This is a genomic window from Paraburkholderia lycopersici, from assembly GCF_900096975.1.
Taxonomy (GTDB): domain Bacteria; phylum Pseudomonadota; class Gammaproteobacteria; order Burkholderiales; family Burkholderiaceae; genus Paraburkholderia; species Paraburkholderia lycopersici.
On sequence record NZ_FMYQ01000005.1, the window covers coordinates 21594 to 38801 of the forward strand.

The window sequence follows — 17208 nt, forward strand, 5'->3', positions numbered from 1 at the left end:
CACGCGTCCTGTGCGCCGGACGACGCCTCAAGCGCTCGCTTCGAGGCGCGCCACGCCCCCCATATACGGGCGGAGCACCTCGGGCACGGTCACCGAGCCGTCAGCTTCCTGATAGTTCTCCAGCACCGCCACGAGCGTGCGGCCGACCGCGAGACCCGAGCCGTTGAGCGTGTGCACCAGTTCCGGCTTGCCCTGCGCGTTCCGGTACCGCGCCTGCATGCGGCGCGCCTGGAAGGCTTCCGTGTTCGAGCAGCTAGAAATCTCGCGATAGGTGTTCTGCGCCGGCAGCCACACTTCCAGGTCGTAGGTCTTCGCGGCCGAAAAGCCCATGTCGCCCGTGCACAGCGTGATGACGCGGTACGGCAGCCCGAGCTTGCGCAGGATGGTTTCCGCGTGGACGACCATCTGCTCGAGCGCATCGTACGACGTTTCGGGCGCAACGATCTGCACCATCTCGACCTTGTCGAACTGATGCTGACGGATCATGCCGCGCGTGTCGCGGCCATACGAACCGGCTTCCGACCGGAAGCACGGCGAATGCGCCGTAAGCTTGATCGGCAGCGCGCTGCCTTCCACGATGCTCTCGCGCACCGTGTTCGTCAGCGAGATCTCCGAGGTCGAGATCAGGTACTGCGTGACCGTGTTCTCGCCGCCGCCCTTCTCCACGCGGAACATGTCGTCGGCGAACTTGGGCAGTTGGCCCGTGCCGTACAGGATTTCCGGATTGACGATGTAGGGCGTGTACGCCTCCGTGTAGCCGTGCTGCAGCGTGTGCGTGTCGAGCATGAACTGCGCGAGCGCGCGGTGCAGGCGCGCAATCTGGCCGCGCAGCATCGTGAAGCGCGCGCCCGAGAGCTTCGCGCCCGTCTCGAAGTCGAGGCCGAGCGGGCCGCCGACATCGACGTGATCCTTCACCTCGAAGTCGAACGCGCGCGGCGTGCCCCAGCGGCGGACTTCCACGTTCTCCGTTTCGTCCTTGCCCGCCGGCACGCTTTCGTGCGGCAGGTTCGGCACGCCGAGCAGCAGTTCCGAGAGCTTCGACTGGATCTCATCGAGCTTCGCGGCCGACGTCTTCATTTCGTCGCCAATGCCGCCCACTTCGGCCATGACCGCCGAGGTGTCCTCGCCGCGGCCTTTCATCGCGCCGATCTGCTTCGACAGGCTGTTGCGGCGCGCCTGCAGTTCTTCGGTGCGGGTCTGGATGGCGCGGCGTTCCGCTTCGAGCGCGGAGAAGGCCGCCACGTCGAGGGTGTAGCCGCGGTCGGCGAGGCGCTTCGCGACGCCTTCGAGGTCTTTGCGCAGCAGCTGGATGTCGAGCATGGGATTGTGAGACGCAGTGTCGTTGTATGAAGGGACAATTTTAGCGCACCGGCCGGGGCATCCCGGCGTGAGCGGCATCACCGCGATCTGCGGAGATTCAGCCCTTGCGCTTTCTCTCGCGGATTTCGTCGCGATGCTCGTCGCGCCATTGCGCGTCGAGTTCGGCGAGGCGCGCGAGCTTTTCGCCGATCTTGCCTTCGAGCCCGCGCGGCGTGGGCTGATACCAGCGCGGCTCGCGCATGCCGTCGGGCAGATAGGTCTCGCCGGCCGCGTAGGCGTCGGGTTCGTCGTGCGCGTAGCGGTATTCGTGACCGTAGCCCAGCTCCTTCATGAGCCGCGTCGGCGCGTTGCGCAAATGGATCGGCACCGCGCGCGACTGGTCCTTGCCGACGAAGCGCCGCGCCTCGTTGTACGCCATGTAGCCCGCGTTCGACTTCGGCGCGACGGCGAGATAAATCACCGCCTGCGCGAGCGCGAGTTCGCCTTCCGGGGACCCCAGGCGCTCATAGGTTTCGGCGGCGTCGAGCGTGATGCGCGCAGCGCGCGGATCGGCGAGACCGATGTCCTCCCAGGCCATGCGCACGATGCGCCGCGCGAGATAACGCGGGTCCGCGCCGCCGTCGAGCATGCGGCAGAACCAGTAGAGCGCGCCGTCCGGATTGCTGCCGCGCACCGACTTGTGCAGCGCGCTGATCTGGTCGTAGAACGCGTCGCCGCCCTTGTCGAAGCGGCGCAGGTTCTCGGCCAGCGCGCTGCCGAGCAGTTCGCCGTCGATCTCGCTCTTCTTTTGCTGCGCGGCCGCGCGCGCGACGATTTCGAGGTTGTTCAGGAGCTTGCGGCCGTCGCCGTCGGCGGAACCGATCAGCGCCTTCTTCGCTTCGTCGGTGAACGTGAGGCCGCCCAGTTCCTTGCTCGCGCGTGCGAGCAGCTCGCCCTGCTCTTCCTCGTCGAGGCTCTTGAGCACGTACACGGCCGCGCGCGAGAGCAACGCGCTGTTCACCTCGAACGACGGATTCTCCGTCGTCGCCCCGATGAACACGAACAGGCCCGACTCCACGTGCGGCAGGAAGGCGTCTTGCTGGCTCTTGTTGAAGCGATGGACCTCGTCGACGAACACGAGCGTCTGATGCCCGTGCGCGCGATTCAGTTGCGCCTGCTCCACCGCCTCGCGTATGTCCTTCACGCCCGAAAGCACCGCGGAAAGCGCGATGAACTCGGCGTGGAAGGCGTCGGCCATGAGGCGCGCGAGCGTGGTCTTGCCGACGCCGGGCGGCCCCCAGAGGATCATCGAATGGGCTTCGCCGGACTCGAACGCGACGCGCAGCGGCTTGTTCGGCCCGAGCAGGTGCTTCTGGCCGATGACCTCGTCGATGGAGCGCGGGCGCAGCCGCTCGGCGAGCGGAACGTTGGCACGGGTTTCTTCAAACATGACGTTTTCGCGATAATGACGGCTTTCCGGCGGATTGCGCACTTGCCCTGGATTCGGGGACGGAGCCCCTGCTTCCCCCGCAAAACGGTCCGCCACGCCGGATGTAGTCGTGCATTATGACAGCGTGCGCGGCGACGCGAGACGCGTGCTCCATCGCTCAAGCCGACGCAGCCGGATAAAACGGACAAAACCGACGATAGAGAGGAAAGCGTTCCACATGACTCAAGATTCGCACGCCGGCGAGGCCGGCTCCACTTACGCGCCGAACGCGCCCGTGCCCGATGCGCGCCGCCAGTTCCGCACCGGCGACGCGTTCGCGTTGTGGTTCTCGCTCGGCATCGGCCTGCTGGTCGCCCAGGCGGGGGCGCTGCTCGTGCCCGGCCTCTCGCTGCCGCACGCGCTCACGGCCATCGTCGTCGGCAGCGTGATCGGCGTGGTGCTGCTCGCGCTCGCCGGCGTGATCGGCACGGACACGGGGCTTGCCGCCATGTCGTCGCTGCGGCCGACGCTCGGCATCCGCGGCGCGTCGATTCCGGCCGTCATCAACATGGTGCAGCTCGTGGGCTGGGGCGCGTTCGAGATCATCGTGATGCGCGATTCCGCCGATGCGCTCGCCCGGCAGGCGTTCCATCTCTCGATGCCGCTCGTCTGGACCGTGATCTTCGGCGTGCTCGCCACGCTGCTCGCCGTGAGCGGCCCGCTCTCGTTCGTCCGGCGGTTCCTGCGCACGTGGGGCATCTGGCTGCTGCTCGCGGGCGCCGCCTGGCTCACCTGGAGCCTGCTCGCGCAGCACGATCTCGGCGCGATGATGCGCCGTCCCGGCACGGGCGAGATGCCGTTCGGCAGCGCGATCGACCTCGTGGTGGCGATGCCGCTTTCGTGGCTGCCGCTCATCGCCGACTACACGCGCTTCGGCCGCCGCGCGGGCGAGACGTTCCGCGGCACGCTGTTCGGCTATGGCATCGCGAACCTCTGGTTCTATGCGCTCGGCGCGATCTATGGCCTCGCGGCCGGCGGCGGCGACGCGCTCCTCACCACGGCGCTCGCGCAGGCGGGCGGCGGCCTCGCGCTGCTGCTCGTGCTGATCGACGAAATCGACAACGCGTTCGCCGACATCCACTCGGCCGCCGTCTCCACCGGCACGCTCTGGACGCGCGCCAGCGTGCCGTGGCTCTCGGCCGCGTTCGGCGCGCTGTGCACGGTGATCGGCCTCGTCGTGCCGATGGCAAAATACGAGAACTTCCTGCTGTTCATCGGCTCGGTGTTCGCGCCGCTCTTTGGCGTCGTGCTCGCCGATCACTTCGTCGTGCGCCGCCGCCGCATCGACGCGCAGGCGCTCGCCGACCTGAACGGCGCCTACGGCTATTCGGGCGGCTGGCACGTGAGCGCGTTCATCGCGTGGGCGCTCGGCATCGGCGCATATCACGCGCTCAACCAGTGGCTGCCGACTCTCGGCGCGACGCTGCCCGCGCTCGTGGTCGGCGCGGTCTGCTATCTCGTGCTCGCCGGGCGCCGGCGCGCGGCTTACGCCTGAGGCGCCGCACGCCAGGTCGTCGGCGCAATAAAAAACGCCACGCTTCGCAGCGTGGCGTTTTTGCTTTCGGCGAGGCGTGAAGCGTTACTCGCAGTGGCCGCAGCCGCCGCGATGCCCGTGATGCGCATGGTCGTCGGCGGGCAGATGCTGCGCGGCCTGCGCCGTGATGCCGAGGCGCTGCAGCAGCTCGCGGTCGGCTTGCGCCTGCGGGTTAGCCGTCGTGAGGAGCTGGTCGCCGTAGAAGATCGAGTTCGCGCCCGCCATGAAGCACAGCGCCTGAAGCGCATCGTCCATCTGCTCGCGGCCCGCCGAGAGACGGACCATCGCCTTGGGCATCGTGATGCGCGCCACGGCGATCGTGCGCACGAACTCGAACGGATCGAGCGGCTCGGTGCCTTCGAGCGGCGTGCCGCTCACCTGCACGAGATTGTTGATGGGCACCGACTCCGGATACGGCTCCATGTTCGCGAGCTGCGCGATCAGGCCCGCACGCTCGCGGCGCGACTCGCCCATGCCGACGATACCGCCGCAGCACACGTTGATGCCCGCGTCGCGCACGCGCTCGAGCGTCTCCAGGCGGTCCTGGTAGGTGCGCGTCGAGATGATCTGGCCGTAGAACTCCGGTGACGTGTCGAGGTTGTGGTTGTAGTAGTCGAGGCCCGCGTCGGCGAGCGCCTTCGCCTGATGGTCTTCGAGCATGCCGAGCGTCACGCAGGTTTCGAGGCCCATTGCCTTCACGCCGCGGATCATGTCCTTGATCGGCTCGAGATGGCGGTCCTTCGGGTTGCGCCACGCCGCGCCCATGCAAAAGCGCGTCGCGCCATTGGCCTTCGCGTTGCGCGCGGCGGCGAGCACGGCGTCGACTTCCATCAGCTTGCTCGCGTCGAGGCCCGTGTCGTGATGCGACGACTGCGGACAGTACGCGCAATCCTCCTCGCAACCGCCGGTCTTGATCGAGAGAAGCGTGGAAAGCTGCACGGCGTTGGCGTCGAAATGCTCGCGATGCACCTGTTGGGCGCGGAACATCAGGTCGTTGAACGGCAGCTCGTAGAGCGCGGCGACGTCGGCGACACGCCAGCGCGAAGCGGTCTCGCTTTGCGCCTGGGCGGCCGCGGCGGCCTTCGTGACGGGAACGTTGACGGTTTGCGTTTGAGTCATGGTGTCGTGGTCCTTCGAGACGGTGACGGTATGGTGATGACGCGCGCGCTCAAGCGCTGGCGTGCGCGCGAAGGCGCGCGAGCAACGCGTCGATATTCAGGTGTCCTGCGGCATCGTCGGCGCTCGCGCCGGGCAGGTGCGGCACGACGCCGACGAGCGGCGCACCGTACCGGGCGGCGAGGCGCTCGCGCAGCGCGTCGATGTTTTCTTCGGGGAACGTCATGGCCGGATCGATACGGTTCGCGACCCAGCCCGCGAGCTTCAGCCCGCGCGCGGCGATCGCTTCGGCGGTGAGCAGCGCGTGGCTGATGCAGCCGAGCCGCATGCCGACCACGAGCACCACGGGCAGGCCGAGCGCGACGGCCAGATCGGCGGTGTCCGCAGTCGCCGTGAGCGGCACGCGAAAACCGCCCACGCCTTCCACGACGACGGCGTCCGCGCGCCGGCACGCTTGCGCGTGGCATTCGACGATGCGCGCCATGTCGAGCGTCACGCCTTCGAGCGCGGCGGCGATGTGCGGCGCAGCGGGCTCCCTGAGCAGGAACGGCGTGCGAATTTCGGGCGGCAGCAGCACGGTGGAGGCGGCATCGAGCTGATCGGCGTCCTCGTTGCGCCAAACGCCGTCGCGCTCGTACGCGCCCGCGGCAATCGGCTTGAGCGCCGTGGCGCGCAGCCCCGCACGCGCGAAGCCGCGCAGCAGCGCGGCGCTCACGAAGGTCTTGCCGATCTCCGTATCGGTGCCGGTGACGAAGAGCGAGACCGTCACTGCACGGCCTCCCGGGCGTTTGTGCGTGCATCAAGGCTCGCGCGCTGCAGCGAGGCGTCGAGACGGTCGAGGTCCGCATCCGAATGCGCAGCCGAGAGCGAGATGCGCAGCCGCGAGGTGCCCTCGGGCACGGTGGGCGGCCGGATGGCGGGCACCCACAGGCCGTCGTGTTCCAGCGCGGCCTGCAGCGCAAGCGTCGCCTCGTTGGCGCCGATCACGAGCGGCTGGACGGCGGTATGCGAATCGACGGGCTGCCAGCAGGTCTCGCCGAGCAGCGAACGCGTGCGCGCGATCAGGTGCTTCAGGTGCGCGCGCCGCGCGTCGCCCTCCTCGCCGCCGATCAGGCGCAGGCTCGCCGACACCGCATGCGCGAGCGCCGGCGACGAAGCCGTCGTGAAGATATAGGGACGCGCGCGCTGCACGAGCCATTCGATCACGGTGCCGTGCGCGCAGACGAACGCGCCCGAAACGCCTGCCGCCTTGCCGAGCGTGCCGACCATCACGAGATGCCCGGAGCGCAGCCCGGCATTAGCCAGCGCGCCGCGGCCCTGCGGACCGAGGACGCCGAAACCGTGCGCATCGTCGACCACGAGCCACGCACCGTGCTTTTCGGCAAGCTCGACGAGACGCGCGAGCGGCGCCACATCGCCGTCCATGCTGAACACCGTGTCGCTCACGATTACCTTCGCGCTTGCCTCCGACGCCTCGAGCAGCGCGGCGAGCGCGGCCATGTCGGCATGCGGATAGATCTGGATGTCGGCGCGCGAGAGCCGCGCGCCGTCGATCAGCGACGCATGATTGAGCGCATCGGAAAAGATCGTCGTGTCGCGGCCCGCGAGCGCCGTGAGCACCGCGAGATTGGCCATGTAGCCCGTGCTGAAGTACAGCGCGCGCGGCGCGTCGGCGAAGGTGCCCGCGAACGCCGCGAGATCGTCTTCGAGTTGCGCATGGGCGCGCGAGTGGCCGCCCAGCAGGTGCGAGCCGCCGCTGCCCGCGCCGTAGCGCTGCGCGCCTTCGGCAATGGCGGCGACCAGTTGCGGATGCGCGGCAAGGCCGAGATAGTCGTTGCTCGCGAAGCCGATGGTCGCGCGGCCGTCCACCTGCATGTGCGCGCTGCACGGCGTGTCGGCGGTCCGGCGGCGGCGGCGCAGGCCGCGCGCGTCGATGTCGCGCAGACCGCGTTCGAGAGTATCGAGCAGTGCCATATCAGAGATCCTCGGCCACGGTGGCGTCGAACGTCTCGCGCGTGCGTGCAGCGAGGAGCGCCTGTGTTTCGTTGTCCAGAATGTACGGCGGCATGACGTAGACCGTCGTGCCGATCGGGCGCAGCAGCAGTTCGCGCTGCAGCGCGTTCTCGAAGAAGCGGCGCGAGAACGTGGCCGCGCGCCGCGGGTCGCCGAGCGCGACGTCGAACGCGAGAATCGTGCCGCACTGACGCAGGTTGCGTACGAGCGGATGCGCGGCGAACGGATCGAACAGTTCGCGCAAACGCGCCGATTTGCGTGCGTTCGCGGCGATCACGTCGTCGCGCTCGAACAGATCGAGCGTGGCGAGCGCCGCGCGGCACGCGAGCGGATTGCCGGTGTACGAATGCGAATGGAGGAAACCACGCGCGGTGTCGTCGTCGTAGAACGCTTCGTAGATGGCGTCGCGCGAGAGCACGATCGAGAGCGGCAGATAGCCGCCGCTGATGCCCTTCGAGAGCGTGAGCAGATCGGGCCACACGGCCGCCTGCTCGCACGCGAAAAACGTGCCGGTACGCCCGCAACCCACGGCGATTTCGTCGGCGATCAGGTGCACGCGATGACGGCCGCACAGCGCGCGCAGGCCCTTGAGATAGGCGGGATCGTGCATCGCCATGCCGGCCGCGCACTGCACGAGCGGCTCGACGATCAGCGCGGCGATGCGGCCTTCGCGCTCGACGAAGAGGCGTTCGACATCGGCGAGCGCGCGGCGCGCGACGTCGGCCGGGCTTTCGCCGGGCTGGGCCGCGCGCGCGTCGGGCGAAGCGACGACGTGCGCGTGATGCAGCAGCGGATCGTACGCATCCCTGAAGAGCTTCACATCGGTCACGCCGAGCGCGCCGATGGTTTCGCCGTGGTAGCTGTTGGCAAGGCAAACGAATTCGCGCTTGCCGTTCTCGCCGCGATTACGCCACGAGTGAAAGCTCATCTTGAGCGCGATTTCGACGGCGGATGCGCCATCGGAAGCGAAGAACGCATGACCGAGCACGCCGCCGGTGCGCGCCGAAAGACGTTCGGCAAGCTCGACGGCGGGCTCGTGCGTGCAGCCCGCGAGCATCACGTGCTCGAGCGTGTCGAGCTGCGCCTTGAGTGCGGCGTTGATCGAGGGATTGGCGTGGCCGAACAGGTTCACCCACCACGAGCTGATCGCATCCAGATAGCGGCGGCCTTCGCGGTCGTGGAGCCACGGCCCCTCGGCGCGCGCGACCGCCACCAGCGGCAAGCGCTCGTGATGTTTCATCTGGGTGCAGGGATGCCACACGGCGCGCAGGCTGCGAGCGACCCAGTCGGTCGCGGCGCGATCTTCGCGGGCAAGGTTCGATTGCGAATTCAAATACGACTCCCGATACGACAGCGGGACCGAGATTAACGTGTTAGCCGCCGCAATGCACTACCCCCAAAATGACCGCCGAAAGCGCGCCGGCGCGGCGTTGCGCGCGGTTTGAAACAGCTCGACGCCAATCGGAAGGAAAGCGCTCAAATGCGCGGAGATGACGACGGCAAAGTGAACCCGCCTTGTGCAAAAAAATCTGCGAGGCCATGCGAATTCGCAGATCGGGGACGGCACGCGGGGCATTTTTGGCGACGCGCGGGCGCGTACCCACAGGCTGCGCGGGCACGCGGGCGATCGAAGAAAGGCAGACGAAAGCCAGACGGCCCGTTGCCGGGCCGCCGTTTCTGATGCGCTGGGGAGAGAATTCGAGTCCTGCCGAAGCCGCCGGGCGCCAGGTGCCGCGTTATCGACTCGCCAGCGAGTGGCCGCTGTCGTCGGCGTTGTCGTTTTCCGCCGTGGCGCGGGCGTTGTCGCCGCCGTCGCCATTCTGCGCGGTCTGCGTCCCGCCGTTGTTCCACACCACGGTGTTGTTCACCGCATAGAGGCGGCACGGATCGGAGCTGTGCTTCTCGCAGTTCGAGATGGCGACGGCCATGGGGTTGTCGCCGCCTTCGGCCCACGACCACGCGCCGGAGTCGGACACCGCGAACGCGCGACTCGGATACTGCTTGAGGAAGTTGCGATAGCCGTCGCGGCCCGCCTGATCGACGTAAGGCACGGCGCCGACCGAATCGATCTGCGCGTAGCCCGTGCCATGCGGCGCGGCCTGCGTCGCCACGCGGTACTGGACCGCCGTGGGAAGGCCGCGACTCGCGAGGAACGCCTCGACCGTGGGCCACCAGATCTTCACGCCGTCGCGGTCGCCCACGAGGCGATGCGCATCGTTCTTGTACGAGCCGAAGTCCACGAGCTTCGCCGTCACGGCCGGGCGATCGCCACGCGTTTGCGCGTCGCGGTACGCGGCGAACATCTTCGAGACGAGGTCGGGCGACCAGACCGAGTCGTTGTCGCCGTAGAGCCAGAGCGAAGCCACGCGGGCCTTGCCGCCGTAGTCGCCGAACGCCTGGGTCAGGTTGTCCTGCCAGCCCGTGCAGGCGTCCTGGCGCAGGCCGCCAGAGAAGTTGATGAGCGCGCGCACGCCCTTCGCCGCTTCGGTGCCGTAGGCCATGGTGGCGAGGCCGCCGTGCGAGGTGCCCGCGACGACGATCTGCCCCGCGTCGACGTACGGCTCTTTCGACATGTACCCGATGGTTGCGGCGACGTCGGCTGCCTGGCCGAGGCCATTGCTCGCAACGTCGCAGCCATCCTGCTGATACGAGCCGCCCGAATCCGCGAAGCCCTGGCGGTTCGGCGCGACGACCACATAGCCGCGGCGCACGAACTCGCGCGCGAACGAAAGCGGATCGCTGCGCGCCTGGAAGCGGGGGTCGCCGGGAATCTTGCCGTGGTTGAAGATCACCATCGGGAACGGGCCGGGACCGTCCGGGCGGTAAACCGTGGTTTCGAGCGTGACGTCGCCAGCGGCATCCGCCGGAACGCGGATCACCTGGGCGTTCATGTCGGCGCGAACGACGGGAAGATAGGCGTCGTCGAGCGCAAGACGCGGGACATTGGCGCTGCCGAGGGGACCGCCCGCGAAGTTCGAACGGGATGCGTCGGCGGCGTGCGTTGCCGGGGCGTTGGCGGCGAGTTGCGCGTTCGCCGGCGCACCTGCCGGATCGGAAAGCGACGCTGCGTGCGCGACCGAAAGCACACACGCGGTGCCGGCTACGACCCACCCGGTAAGGAGCTTTCTGAACGCCATGCGCTACACCACCTGCAAAAGACCTGCCGTCAATCCGACTACCGTCCGACCCGCACTCCTGCCCGGCTTCTGCCGCGCGCCGTTCACAGGCGCAACGAGACACCGTTGCGCCTGGCCGCGAAGCCATGCGCGGGCATGTGACCCGTAACGGGGGAGTACATCGATCGGAACACCTGCGCGGCGCAGTTCTATCGTCGATCAGACCCGCCGCCAGCACCCGTTTGCATCGGCATAGGCGTGTGCGAAAAAACGTCTTCGCTATGCGCTTACCTACCGTGCCGGGCACCGTGATTAGATACTCGCACGACAAATATTTGTTGTGCAATTCAGGGGTAACCCGGCATAAGGCATGCCAGGCGAGTCGTGACGGCGGATCGGTAAAAAGGACTCAGGATGAGCGTCGCGCGGAGGCAACAGTGAGGAAATAAATGCAGTAAATGCCTGCTTGCACCAGCACCACTATCGGCGCCATTGCAGCCGTTGGCGTTAGCGTTTCGTCAGCTCGGCGAAACGTCGCCGTCAACGTAGCGCCAGCGGTCGTCGGCGCCGCGCGTGAAGCGACTCGTTTCGTGCAGGCGGAACGCGCGTCCGCCGGTTTTGTAGCGCGCGACGAATTCGACGATCGCATGCGTTTCGTCGCGTTGCTCGTGACGCTTGATGGCAAGTCCGAGCCAGTGCGGCGCGCCTTCGGCTGCGGGATCGACGTCGAGATCGGCGGGACAGGTCTCGGGCGCCCAGGTCGAGCGCAAATAAGCCTCGATGCCCAGCACGTAGGCGGTGTAGCGCGAGCGCATCAGTTCGAGCGCGGTGGCGGGCACCGCGGCGCCGTCGATGAAGCGGCCGCAGCAGTCGGCGTAGCGCGGCGCCCTGGTGCCGGCTTTCTGGTTGGGTGCGGCGCCGCCGCAGGGACAGTCGGCGGGCCGGGCGGCGCGCGGAGTTTCAGCGTTCATCGGGTCGTGGTTCCGTTGCGGGAGGCCGCGCAATGCAGGCCCGCGTCGCGCGGGGCGCCATCGCCCCGCTTCGCGAGGCAGCAAGCGTAGCGCAGACGGACGGCGCTTTACCAGTCGAGTTCGGCCCCGTCGAACTGGAAAAAGCGGCCGTTGAAGACATCGCGCGCGGCGGCGGCCTCGGCCACTACCTCGCGCATGCCCGCAACGCTCGCCGCCGGGTCGATCGCCGCATGCGCGCCGCCCATGTCGGTGCGCACCCAGCCCGGATGCAGCGCGACGCAGGTGGCGCGGCGCGTTTGCAGCGAAGTGATCTTCAGCACGTCGTTGAGCGCCGCCTTGCTCGCGCGATAGAGCCAGCCCGTCGTGCCCGTGGTCTGCGCGATGCTGCCCATGCGGCTCGACAGCACGCCGAGCACGCCGTGAGCTTCGTCGACGAGCGGCAGCAAGATCGGGATCAGTTGCATCGGCCCGCGCACGTTGGTGTTCATCACGTATTCGAAGTCTTCGGCCGTGATGGTCTCGACGCCTTCCGTGCGCGGACCATAGACGCCCGAGACGACAAGCGCCACGTCGAGCCGCTCGCCGTCGAGCTTCCAGCCGAGCGCGGCGATTTCCTCGGGGCGCGCGATGTCGAGCTGGAACGGCTGCGCGCCGATATCGCGCAGGGCTTGGAGCGCTTCGGGCCCGCGCGCCGTGGCCAGCACGCGCCAGCCGGCCTTCGCATACTGCCGCGCGAACTCGAAACCGAGGCCGCGCGACGCGCCCACGATCAACGCTGTTTTCATCTCGCCACCTCTCCCGTTTGCCACGAAACCGCCGCGGCGCGCCGCCTCCCCGTGGCGCGCGCCATCAGGCGCTAGCCTACAGCAGTTCGACGCCCATCGCCGTGGCTTCGCCGCCGCCGATGCACAGTGTCGCCACGCCGCGCTTGCCGCCGCGCGCGCGCAACGCGCCGATCAGCGTGACGAGAATGCGTGCGCCCGAAGCGCCGATCGGGTGGCCGAGCGCGCACGCGCCGCCGTTCACGTTGACCTTCTCGTGCGGCAGGTCGTGCGCCTTCATCGCGGCCATCGTGACCACGGCGAAAGCCTCGTTGATCTCGTAGAGATCGACGTCGCTCGCCTTCCAGCCGGTCTTTTCGAACAGCTTCGCCATCGCCCCGACGGGCGCCGTCGTGAACTTCGCGGGCTGCTGCGCGAAGGTGGAATGCCCCGTCACGCGCGCAAGCGGCACGAGGCCGAGCAGCTTCGCGGTCGACTCGCGCATCATCACGAGCGCCGCCGCGCCGTCCGAAATCGACGACGAGTTCGCGGCCGTGACCGTACCGGTCTTGCTGAACGCGGGCTTGAGCGTGGGGATCTTGTCGGGGTTGGCCCTGAACGGCTGCTCGTCGCGCCCGATGGTGGCCTCGCCTGTGCGCGAAGCCACCTTCACCGGTGCGATCTCCCACGAAAACGAACCGTCTTCGTTGGCGCGTTTCGCGCGCTTGAGCGACTCGATCGCGAAGGCGTCCTGGCGCTCGCGCGAAAAGTCGAACTCGCCCGCGCACTCCTCCGCGAACGTGCCCATCAAGCGGCCTTTGTCATAGGCGTCTTCGAGGCCGTCGAGGAACATGTGATCGAGCACCTGGCCGTGGCCCATGCGCATGCCCGCGCGCGCCTTCGGCAGGAGATACGGCGCGTTCGACATGCTCTCCATGCCGCCCGCCACGATCACCTCGGCCGAACCCGCCAGCAGCATGTCGTGCGCGAACATCGCCGCACGCATGCCCGATCCGCACATCTTGTTGACGGTCGTCGCGCCTGCGGCGAACGGCAGGCCCGCGCCCAGCGCCGCCTGGCGCGCGGGCGCCTGGCCTTGTCCCGCGGGCAGCACGCAGCCCATCACGACCTCGTCGACCTGCTCGGGCTTCAGGCCCGCACGTTCGACGGCCGCCGCGATCGCGACGGCGCCAAGCTGCGGCGCGGCGAGCGTCGCGAAGTCTCCCTGGAAGCCCGCCATCGGCGTGCGCGCCGCCGAAACGATCACGATGGCGTCCTGCTTTTGCGTCTCACTCATGTTCGTGCTCCTCGATGAATCCGGTTTGAACGTCGTCGTCACGCGCTACGCAACGCGCACGGCCGGCGCGTCGTCGCGCTCGAAACGTGCGGCGTAGCGCACGCTGAAACGAATCGATGCGTCATAGGGAAAACAGTCCGGCACCTCGCCGGCGATGAGCCGCGCGCGGCTGTCCTGCCAGAGCGCAGGATCGAAGAAGTCCGCGTGATGCGCAAGAAACGCGCGCTTGACACGCGGGTCGCCGAGCAAAAAGGCGCCATACGTTTCCGGAAAAATATCGCGTGGACCGACCGCGTACCACGGCTCGCCAGACAGTTCGTCTTCCTCGTTACGCGGCGGCGGCACGGCTCGCACATTGCAGTCGGTGAGATATTCGATTTCGTCGTAGTCGTAGAACACCACGCGGCCGTTGCGCGTCACGCCGAAATTCTTGTAGAGCATGTCGCCCGGAAAGATGTTCGCGCGCAGCAAATCCTTCACCGCGTTGCCGTATTCGCGAATGCCGTGATCGACCTCCTCGTCGCTGCCGTTCTGCAGATAGAGGTTGAGCGGCACCATGCGCCGCTCGATGTACACGTGGCGGATCACGAGGTTGTTGCCTTCGTATTCGATCATCGAGGGCGCGAGCGTTTCCAGCTCGCGCACGAGCCCCTCGTCGAGCCGCGCAACCGGCAGCGCCACGCTCGAGTATTCGAGCGTGTCGGCAAGCCGCCCCAGGCGGTCGTGGCGCTTGACGAGCTGATACTTCGCCTCGACCTGCTCGCGCGTGGTCTCTTTCGGCGCCGGAAAGCTGTCCTTGATGACCTTGAACACGTAGGGATACGAAGGCAGCGTGAATACGATCATCACCATGCCGCGAATACCCGGCGCGATGATGAACCGGTCGCTCGAATGCGAGAGGTGATGGAGCAAGTCGCGATAGAACAGGTTCTTGCCCTGCTTCTGCAGCCCGAGCGACGTGTAGATCTCGCCCTTGGCCTTGCGCGGCATGATGGTGCGCAGAAACTCCACGTAGGCGGACGGCACTTCCATGTCCACAAGAAAATACGAGTGCGAGAAGCTGAACAGGATCAGCAGTTGCTCGGTGCGCAGCAGCACCGTATCGAGTGCGAGCTTGCCCGCCTGCACATGACGGACCGGCACGACGAACGGCGCGAGCAGATCGCCGTTGATGATGCGCCCGACGATATACGCGCTCTTGTGCCGGAAAAACAGCGACGAAAGCACGTGAATCTGGAAGTTCGGCTTCGGCTCGACCACGCCGAACGTGTCGAGCATCGTCTGCATGATGCAGTCGACGTCGCGAGGCAGGTCCTCGAAGGGCGTCTCGAGCTGGAAGTTCGTGACGATGCGCGCGAGCGTCGCCGCGAGTCCGTCCTTGCCGGGATAGTACGCGCGATACGTGGGCTTCGCGGCAGGCTCGTCGTTCTCGATGTATTCCGTCGAGATGGCGGGCCGCACGAAGATGAAATCGTTGTTGAAGTACGAGCGGTGCAGGATCTTGCAGCACACGGAGTTGAAGAACGTCTCCGCGCATTCGGGCTGCCGGTGCGTCGTGAGCAAGCCGATGTAGTGCAGCTTGATCTGCTGCCAGACTTCGTCGTCGATGGTCTCGGCGCTGTATTCGTCTTCGAGCGCGACGACGCACTCCTTCACGCAGTCGTCATAGGAAGCGATGCGCTCGCGCGCGAGCTGCTGCAGGGCGTGCCAGTCGGCGGCCTCGAAGAACGCCCTCGCGCGCGCCGCCGCGTCGCAAAAGTTGCGGTAATGGCGCTCGAAGCCGTCGAGCATGGTCTGCGCGACATCGAAACCGATTTGCGAGGAAAGCAGTTTCGGGAAGTGTTTCATGGCGGCCGTGCCCGTTTCGTCGCGCGAGCGTCAGGTTTTCGCGCGAGCGGAGCGCGGCGCGCTTTCGGCCGCTTCGCGCTCGCCGTCCGCACTCTTGTCGAGCAGCACGCGCGCCTGCGACTCGTACTGCGCGAGGTCTTCGAGCGTCGCGTCGAGGTCGGCGCGCTGGCGCTCGAGTATTTCGCGGTGATGCACAACCGTGTCGAGGAACGCCTGGAGCTGCGGGAGCGTGTCTGTCGGCGACTCGTAGAGGTCGAGCAGCGTGCGGATCTCCGAAAGCGTGAAGCCGAGCCGCTTGCCGCGCAACGTCAGTTTCAGCCGCGTGCGATCGCGCCCCGAAAACACGCGCTTGAGGCCGCCGGCGCCTTCGCGGCTGGGCGCGAGCAGGCCCTGGTCCTCGTAGAAGCGGATCGCACGCGGCGTTACGTCGAATTCCCTGGCAAGTTCGGTGATCGTGTACTGGGTCGTCATGGTGAGAGAGCGGCTGGCCCGACGCGGTCAGCGCGACGGCGCGAGGGACGATAGAATCGACGTTTACGTTATCGTCAAGCACGCGGTTGCGCAACCGGCGACAGCTTTACATGGGCCGGAGTGAGCCATAAAAGGAGAAGACACCCTCGATGAACGCCCTCGAACATCAGCTCGACTATCCCTACGCCGATACGCTGCCCGAGCCCGGCCTCGCCTTCGACGTCGCGCCGGGCGTGAAATGGCTGCGCATGCCGCTGCCGTTCGCGCTCGACCACATCAACCTCTGGCTGCTGCGCGACGAAATCGACGGCCGACAAGGCTGGACCGTCGTGGACTGCGGCATCGCCAACGACACCATCAAGGCCCGCTGGGAAGCGGTGTTCGAAAATCAGCTGGAAGGCCTGCCGGTGCTTCGCGTGCTCGTCACGCACTGCCACCCCGACCATATCGGCCTCGCGCACTGGATCTGCGCGGGCGGAGAGAACAAGCGCTGGGACGTGCGCCTGTGGATCACGCTCGGCGAATACATGCAGGCGCGCGTGATGGCGGCCGGCGACGGCTCGAACGCGGGCGGCGAAGGCGCGGCGCGCCATTTCGCGCGCCACGGGCTCGCGGACGAAGCCTCGCTCGACAAGCTGCGCAACCGCCGCGGCTACTACGGCAACCTCGTGCCCGCGCTGCCTTCGCAGTACCGCCGCCTGCGCGAAGCGGACAATGTGGCGATCGGCGGTCGCGACTGGCGCGTCATCACCGGCTACGGCCATTCGCCTGAGCACTGCGCGCTCTTTTGCGAAGCGACCGGCGTGCTGATTTCCGGCGACATGGTGCTGCCGCGCATCTCGACCAACGTCTCGGTGTTCGACATGGAGCCGGAAGGCAATCCGCTCGGCCTCTACCTCGAATCGCTCGGCCGCTACGAAACGCTGCCCGGGAACACGCTCGTACTGCCCTCGCACGGCAAGCCGTTTCGCGGCGTGCACACGCGCATCGCGCAGTTGCGCGAGCACCATGACGCGCGCCTCGCGGAAGTCATGGCGGCATGCGAGCGCGCGCCGCAAAGCGCCGCCGACATCGTGCCGCTCATGTTCAAACGCGAACTCGACATCCACCAGATGACCTTCGCGATGGGGGAAGCGCTTGCGCACCTGCATCTGCTGTGGCTCGCAGGCAAGATCGCGCGTGCGACCGGCACGGACGGGGTGATCCGGTTCGAGGCCGCAGCGGCCGCGGCTGCCTGAGCACGCGCGCATCGTCGAACGCGCAACGAAAAAGGGCGGCTCCTGCGAGTCGCCC

General features: G+C 67.5%; 14 protein-coding genes. 2 read left to right on the forward strand and 12 right to left on the reverse strand.

The genetic code is table 11. From position 1 onward, the window contains the following. Positions 1 to 27: 27 nt before the first annotated feature. Together serS and BLU17_RS07490 are read right to left on the reverse strand one after the other, a co-directional pair. The gene (serS, locus tag BLU17_RS07485; RefSeq protein WP_091996098.1) at positions 28 to 1320 is read right to left on the reverse strand and encodes a serine--tRNA ligase; all 1293 of its coding nucleotides are present in this window, start codon (positions 1318 to 1320) and stop codon (positions 28 to 30) included. Positions 1321 to 1417: 97 nt separating this feature from the next. Then, the gene (locus BLU17_RS07490; protein ID WP_091996321.1) at positions 1418 to 2749 is read right to left on the reverse strand and encodes a replication-associated recombination protein A; all 1332 of its coding nucleotides are present in this window, start codon (positions 2747 to 2749) and stop codon (positions 1418 to 1420) included. Positions 2750 to 2966: 217 nt separating this feature from the next. Between BLU17_RS07490 and cytX the strand changes: the two genes are divergently transcribed. Continuing rightward, positions 2967 to 4283, forward strand: a complete 1317-nt coding sequence (gene cytX, locus BLU17_RS07495) for a putative hydroxymethylpyrimidine transporter CytX (RefSeq protein ID WP_091996099.1) — start codon at positions 2967 to 2969, stop codon at positions 4281 to 4283. A gap of 84 nt (positions 4284 to 4367) precedes the next feature. On the opposite strand, the gene bioB is transcribed toward cytX, so the two are convergent. The 10 genes from bioB to BLU17_RS07545 all read right to left on the reverse strand — a co-directional run bounded on the left by bioB (position 4368) and on the right by BLU17_RS07545 (position 15915). Continuing rightward, on the reverse strand, positions 4368 to 5441 hold the full coding sequence (bioB, locus tag BLU17_RS07500; protein ID WP_091996100.1) for a biotin synthase BioB: 1074 nt from the start codon (positions 5439 to 5441) through the stop codon (positions 4368 to 4370). A 49-nt stretch (positions 5442 to 5490) separates the two neighbouring features. Further along, positions 5491 to 6207 carry a dethiobiotin synthase gene (gene bioD, locus BLU17_RS07505; RefSeq protein WP_091996101.1) on the reverse strand — a complete coding sequence of 239 codons (717 nt, stop codon included), beginning with the start codon at positions 6205 to 6207 and terminating at the stop codon, positions 5491 to 5493. Beyond that, entirely contained in the window at positions 6204 to 7412 is a 1209-nt protein-coding gene (gene bioF, locus BLU17_RS07510) for an 8-amino-7-oxononanoate synthase (RefSeq protein ID WP_091996102.1), read from the reverse strand. The genes bioD and bioF overlap by 4 nt, the downstream gene beginning before the upstream one ends. A gap of 1 nt (position 7413) precedes the next feature. Continuing rightward, on the reverse strand, positions 7414 to 8784 hold the full coding sequence (gene bioA / locus BLU17_RS07515) for an adenosylmethionine--8-amino-7-oxononanoate transaminase (RefSeq protein WP_091996103.1): 1371 nt from the start codon (positions 8782 to 8784) through the stop codon (positions 7414 to 7416). Positions 8785 to 9187: 403 nt separating this feature from the next. Continuing rightward, positions 9188 to 10588, reverse strand: a complete 1401-nt coding sequence (locus BLU17_RS07520; protein ID WP_091996104.1) for a dienelactone hydrolase family protein — start codon at positions 10586 to 10588, stop codon at positions 9188 to 9190. Positions 10589 to 11085: 497 nt separating this feature from the next. Then, complete coding sequence (locus tag BLU17_RS07525; protein ID WP_091996105.1) at positions 11086 to 11538, reverse strand: YchJ family protein; 453 nt, start codon at positions 11536 to 11538, stop codon at positions 11086 to 11088. A gap of 107 nt (positions 11539 to 11645) precedes the next feature. Next, on the reverse strand, positions 11646 to 12323 hold the full coding sequence (locus BLU17_RS07530; protein ID WP_091996106.1) for an SDR family oxidoreductase: 678 nt from the start codon (positions 12321 to 12323) through the stop codon (positions 11646 to 11648). A 76-nt stretch (positions 12324 to 12399) separates the two neighbouring features. After that, a complete protein-coding gene (locus BLU17_RS07535) occupies positions 12400 to 13596 on the reverse strand; it encodes an acetyl-CoA C-acetyltransferase (protein ID WP_091996107.1) in 1197 nt (398 codons plus the stop codon). A 45-nt stretch (positions 13597 to 13641) separates the two neighbouring features. Then, complete coding sequence (aceK, locus tag BLU17_RS07540) at positions 13642 to 15444, reverse strand: bifunctional isocitrate dehydrogenase kinase/phosphatase (RefSeq protein ID WP_091996108.1); 1803 nt, start codon at positions 15442 to 15444, stop codon at positions 13642 to 13644. Positions 15445 to 15474: 30 nt separating this feature from the next. Beyond that, complete coding sequence (locus BLU17_RS07545; RefSeq protein ID WP_091996109.1) at positions 15475 to 15915, reverse strand: MerR family transcriptional regulator; 441 nt, start codon at positions 15913 to 15915, stop codon at positions 15475 to 15477. 149 nt (positions 15916 to 16064) lie between these two features. Between BLU17_RS07545 and BLU17_RS07550 the strand changes: the two genes are divergently transcribed. After that, a complete protein-coding gene (locus BLU17_RS07550; RefSeq protein ID WP_091996110.1) occupies positions 16065 to 17153 on the forward strand; it encodes an MBL fold metallo-hydrolase in 1089 nt (362 codons plus the stop codon). Positions 17154 to 17208 lie beyond the last annotated feature (55 nt).

What these genes read in the sequence shown, in the direction of transcription:
- serS (WP_091996098.1), bottom strand. Translation starts at nt 1,320, where the DNA reads ATGCTCGACATCCAGCTGCTGCGCAAAGACCTCGAAGGCGTCGCGAAG.
- BLU17_RS07490 (WP_091996321.1), bottom strand. Translation starts at nt 2,749, where the DNA reads ATGTTTGAAGAAACCCGTGCCAACGTTCCGCTCGCCGAGCGGCTGCGC.
- cytX (WP_091996099.1), top strand. Translation starts at nt 2,967, where the DNA reads ATGACTCAAGATTCGCACGCCGGCGAGGCCGGCTCCACTTACGCGCCG.
- bioB (WP_091996100.1), bottom strand. Translation starts at nt 5,441, where the DNA reads ATGACTCAAACGCAAACCGTCAACGTTCCCGTCACGAAGGCCGCCGCG.
- bioF (WP_091996102.1), bottom strand. Translation starts at nt 7,412, where the DNA reads ATGGCACTGCTCGATACTCTCGAACGCGGTCTGCGCGACATCGACGCG.
- BLU17_RS07520 (WP_091996104.1), bottom strand. Translation starts at nt 10,588, where the DNA reads ATGGCGTTCAGAAAGCTCCTTACCGGGTGGGTCGTAGCCGGCACCGCG.
- BLU17_RS07525 (WP_091996105.1), bottom strand. Translation starts at nt 11,538, where the DNA reads ATGAACGCTGAAACTCCGCGCGCCGCCCGGCCCGCCGACTGTCCCTGC.
- BLU17_RS07530 (WP_091996106.1), bottom strand. Translation starts at nt 12,323, where the DNA reads ATGAAAACAGCGTTGATCGTGGGCGCGTCGCGCGGCCTCGGTTTCGAG.
- BLU17_RS07535 (WP_091996107.1), bottom strand. Translation starts at nt 13,596, where the DNA reads ATGAGTGAGACGCAAAAGCAGGACGCCATCGTGATCGTTTCGGCGGCG.
- aceK (WP_091996108.1), bottom strand. Translation starts at nt 15,444, where the DNA reads ATGAAACACTTCCCGAAACTGCTTTCCTCGCAAATCGGTTTCGATGTC.
- BLU17_RS07545 (WP_091996109.1), bottom strand. Translation starts at nt 15,915, where the DNA reads ATGACGACCCAGTACACGATCACCGAACTTGCCAGGGAATTCGACGTA.
- BLU17_RS07550 (WP_091996110.1), top strand. Translation starts at nt 16,065, where the DNA reads ATGAACGCCCTCGAACATCAGCTCGACTATCCCTACGCCGATACGCTG.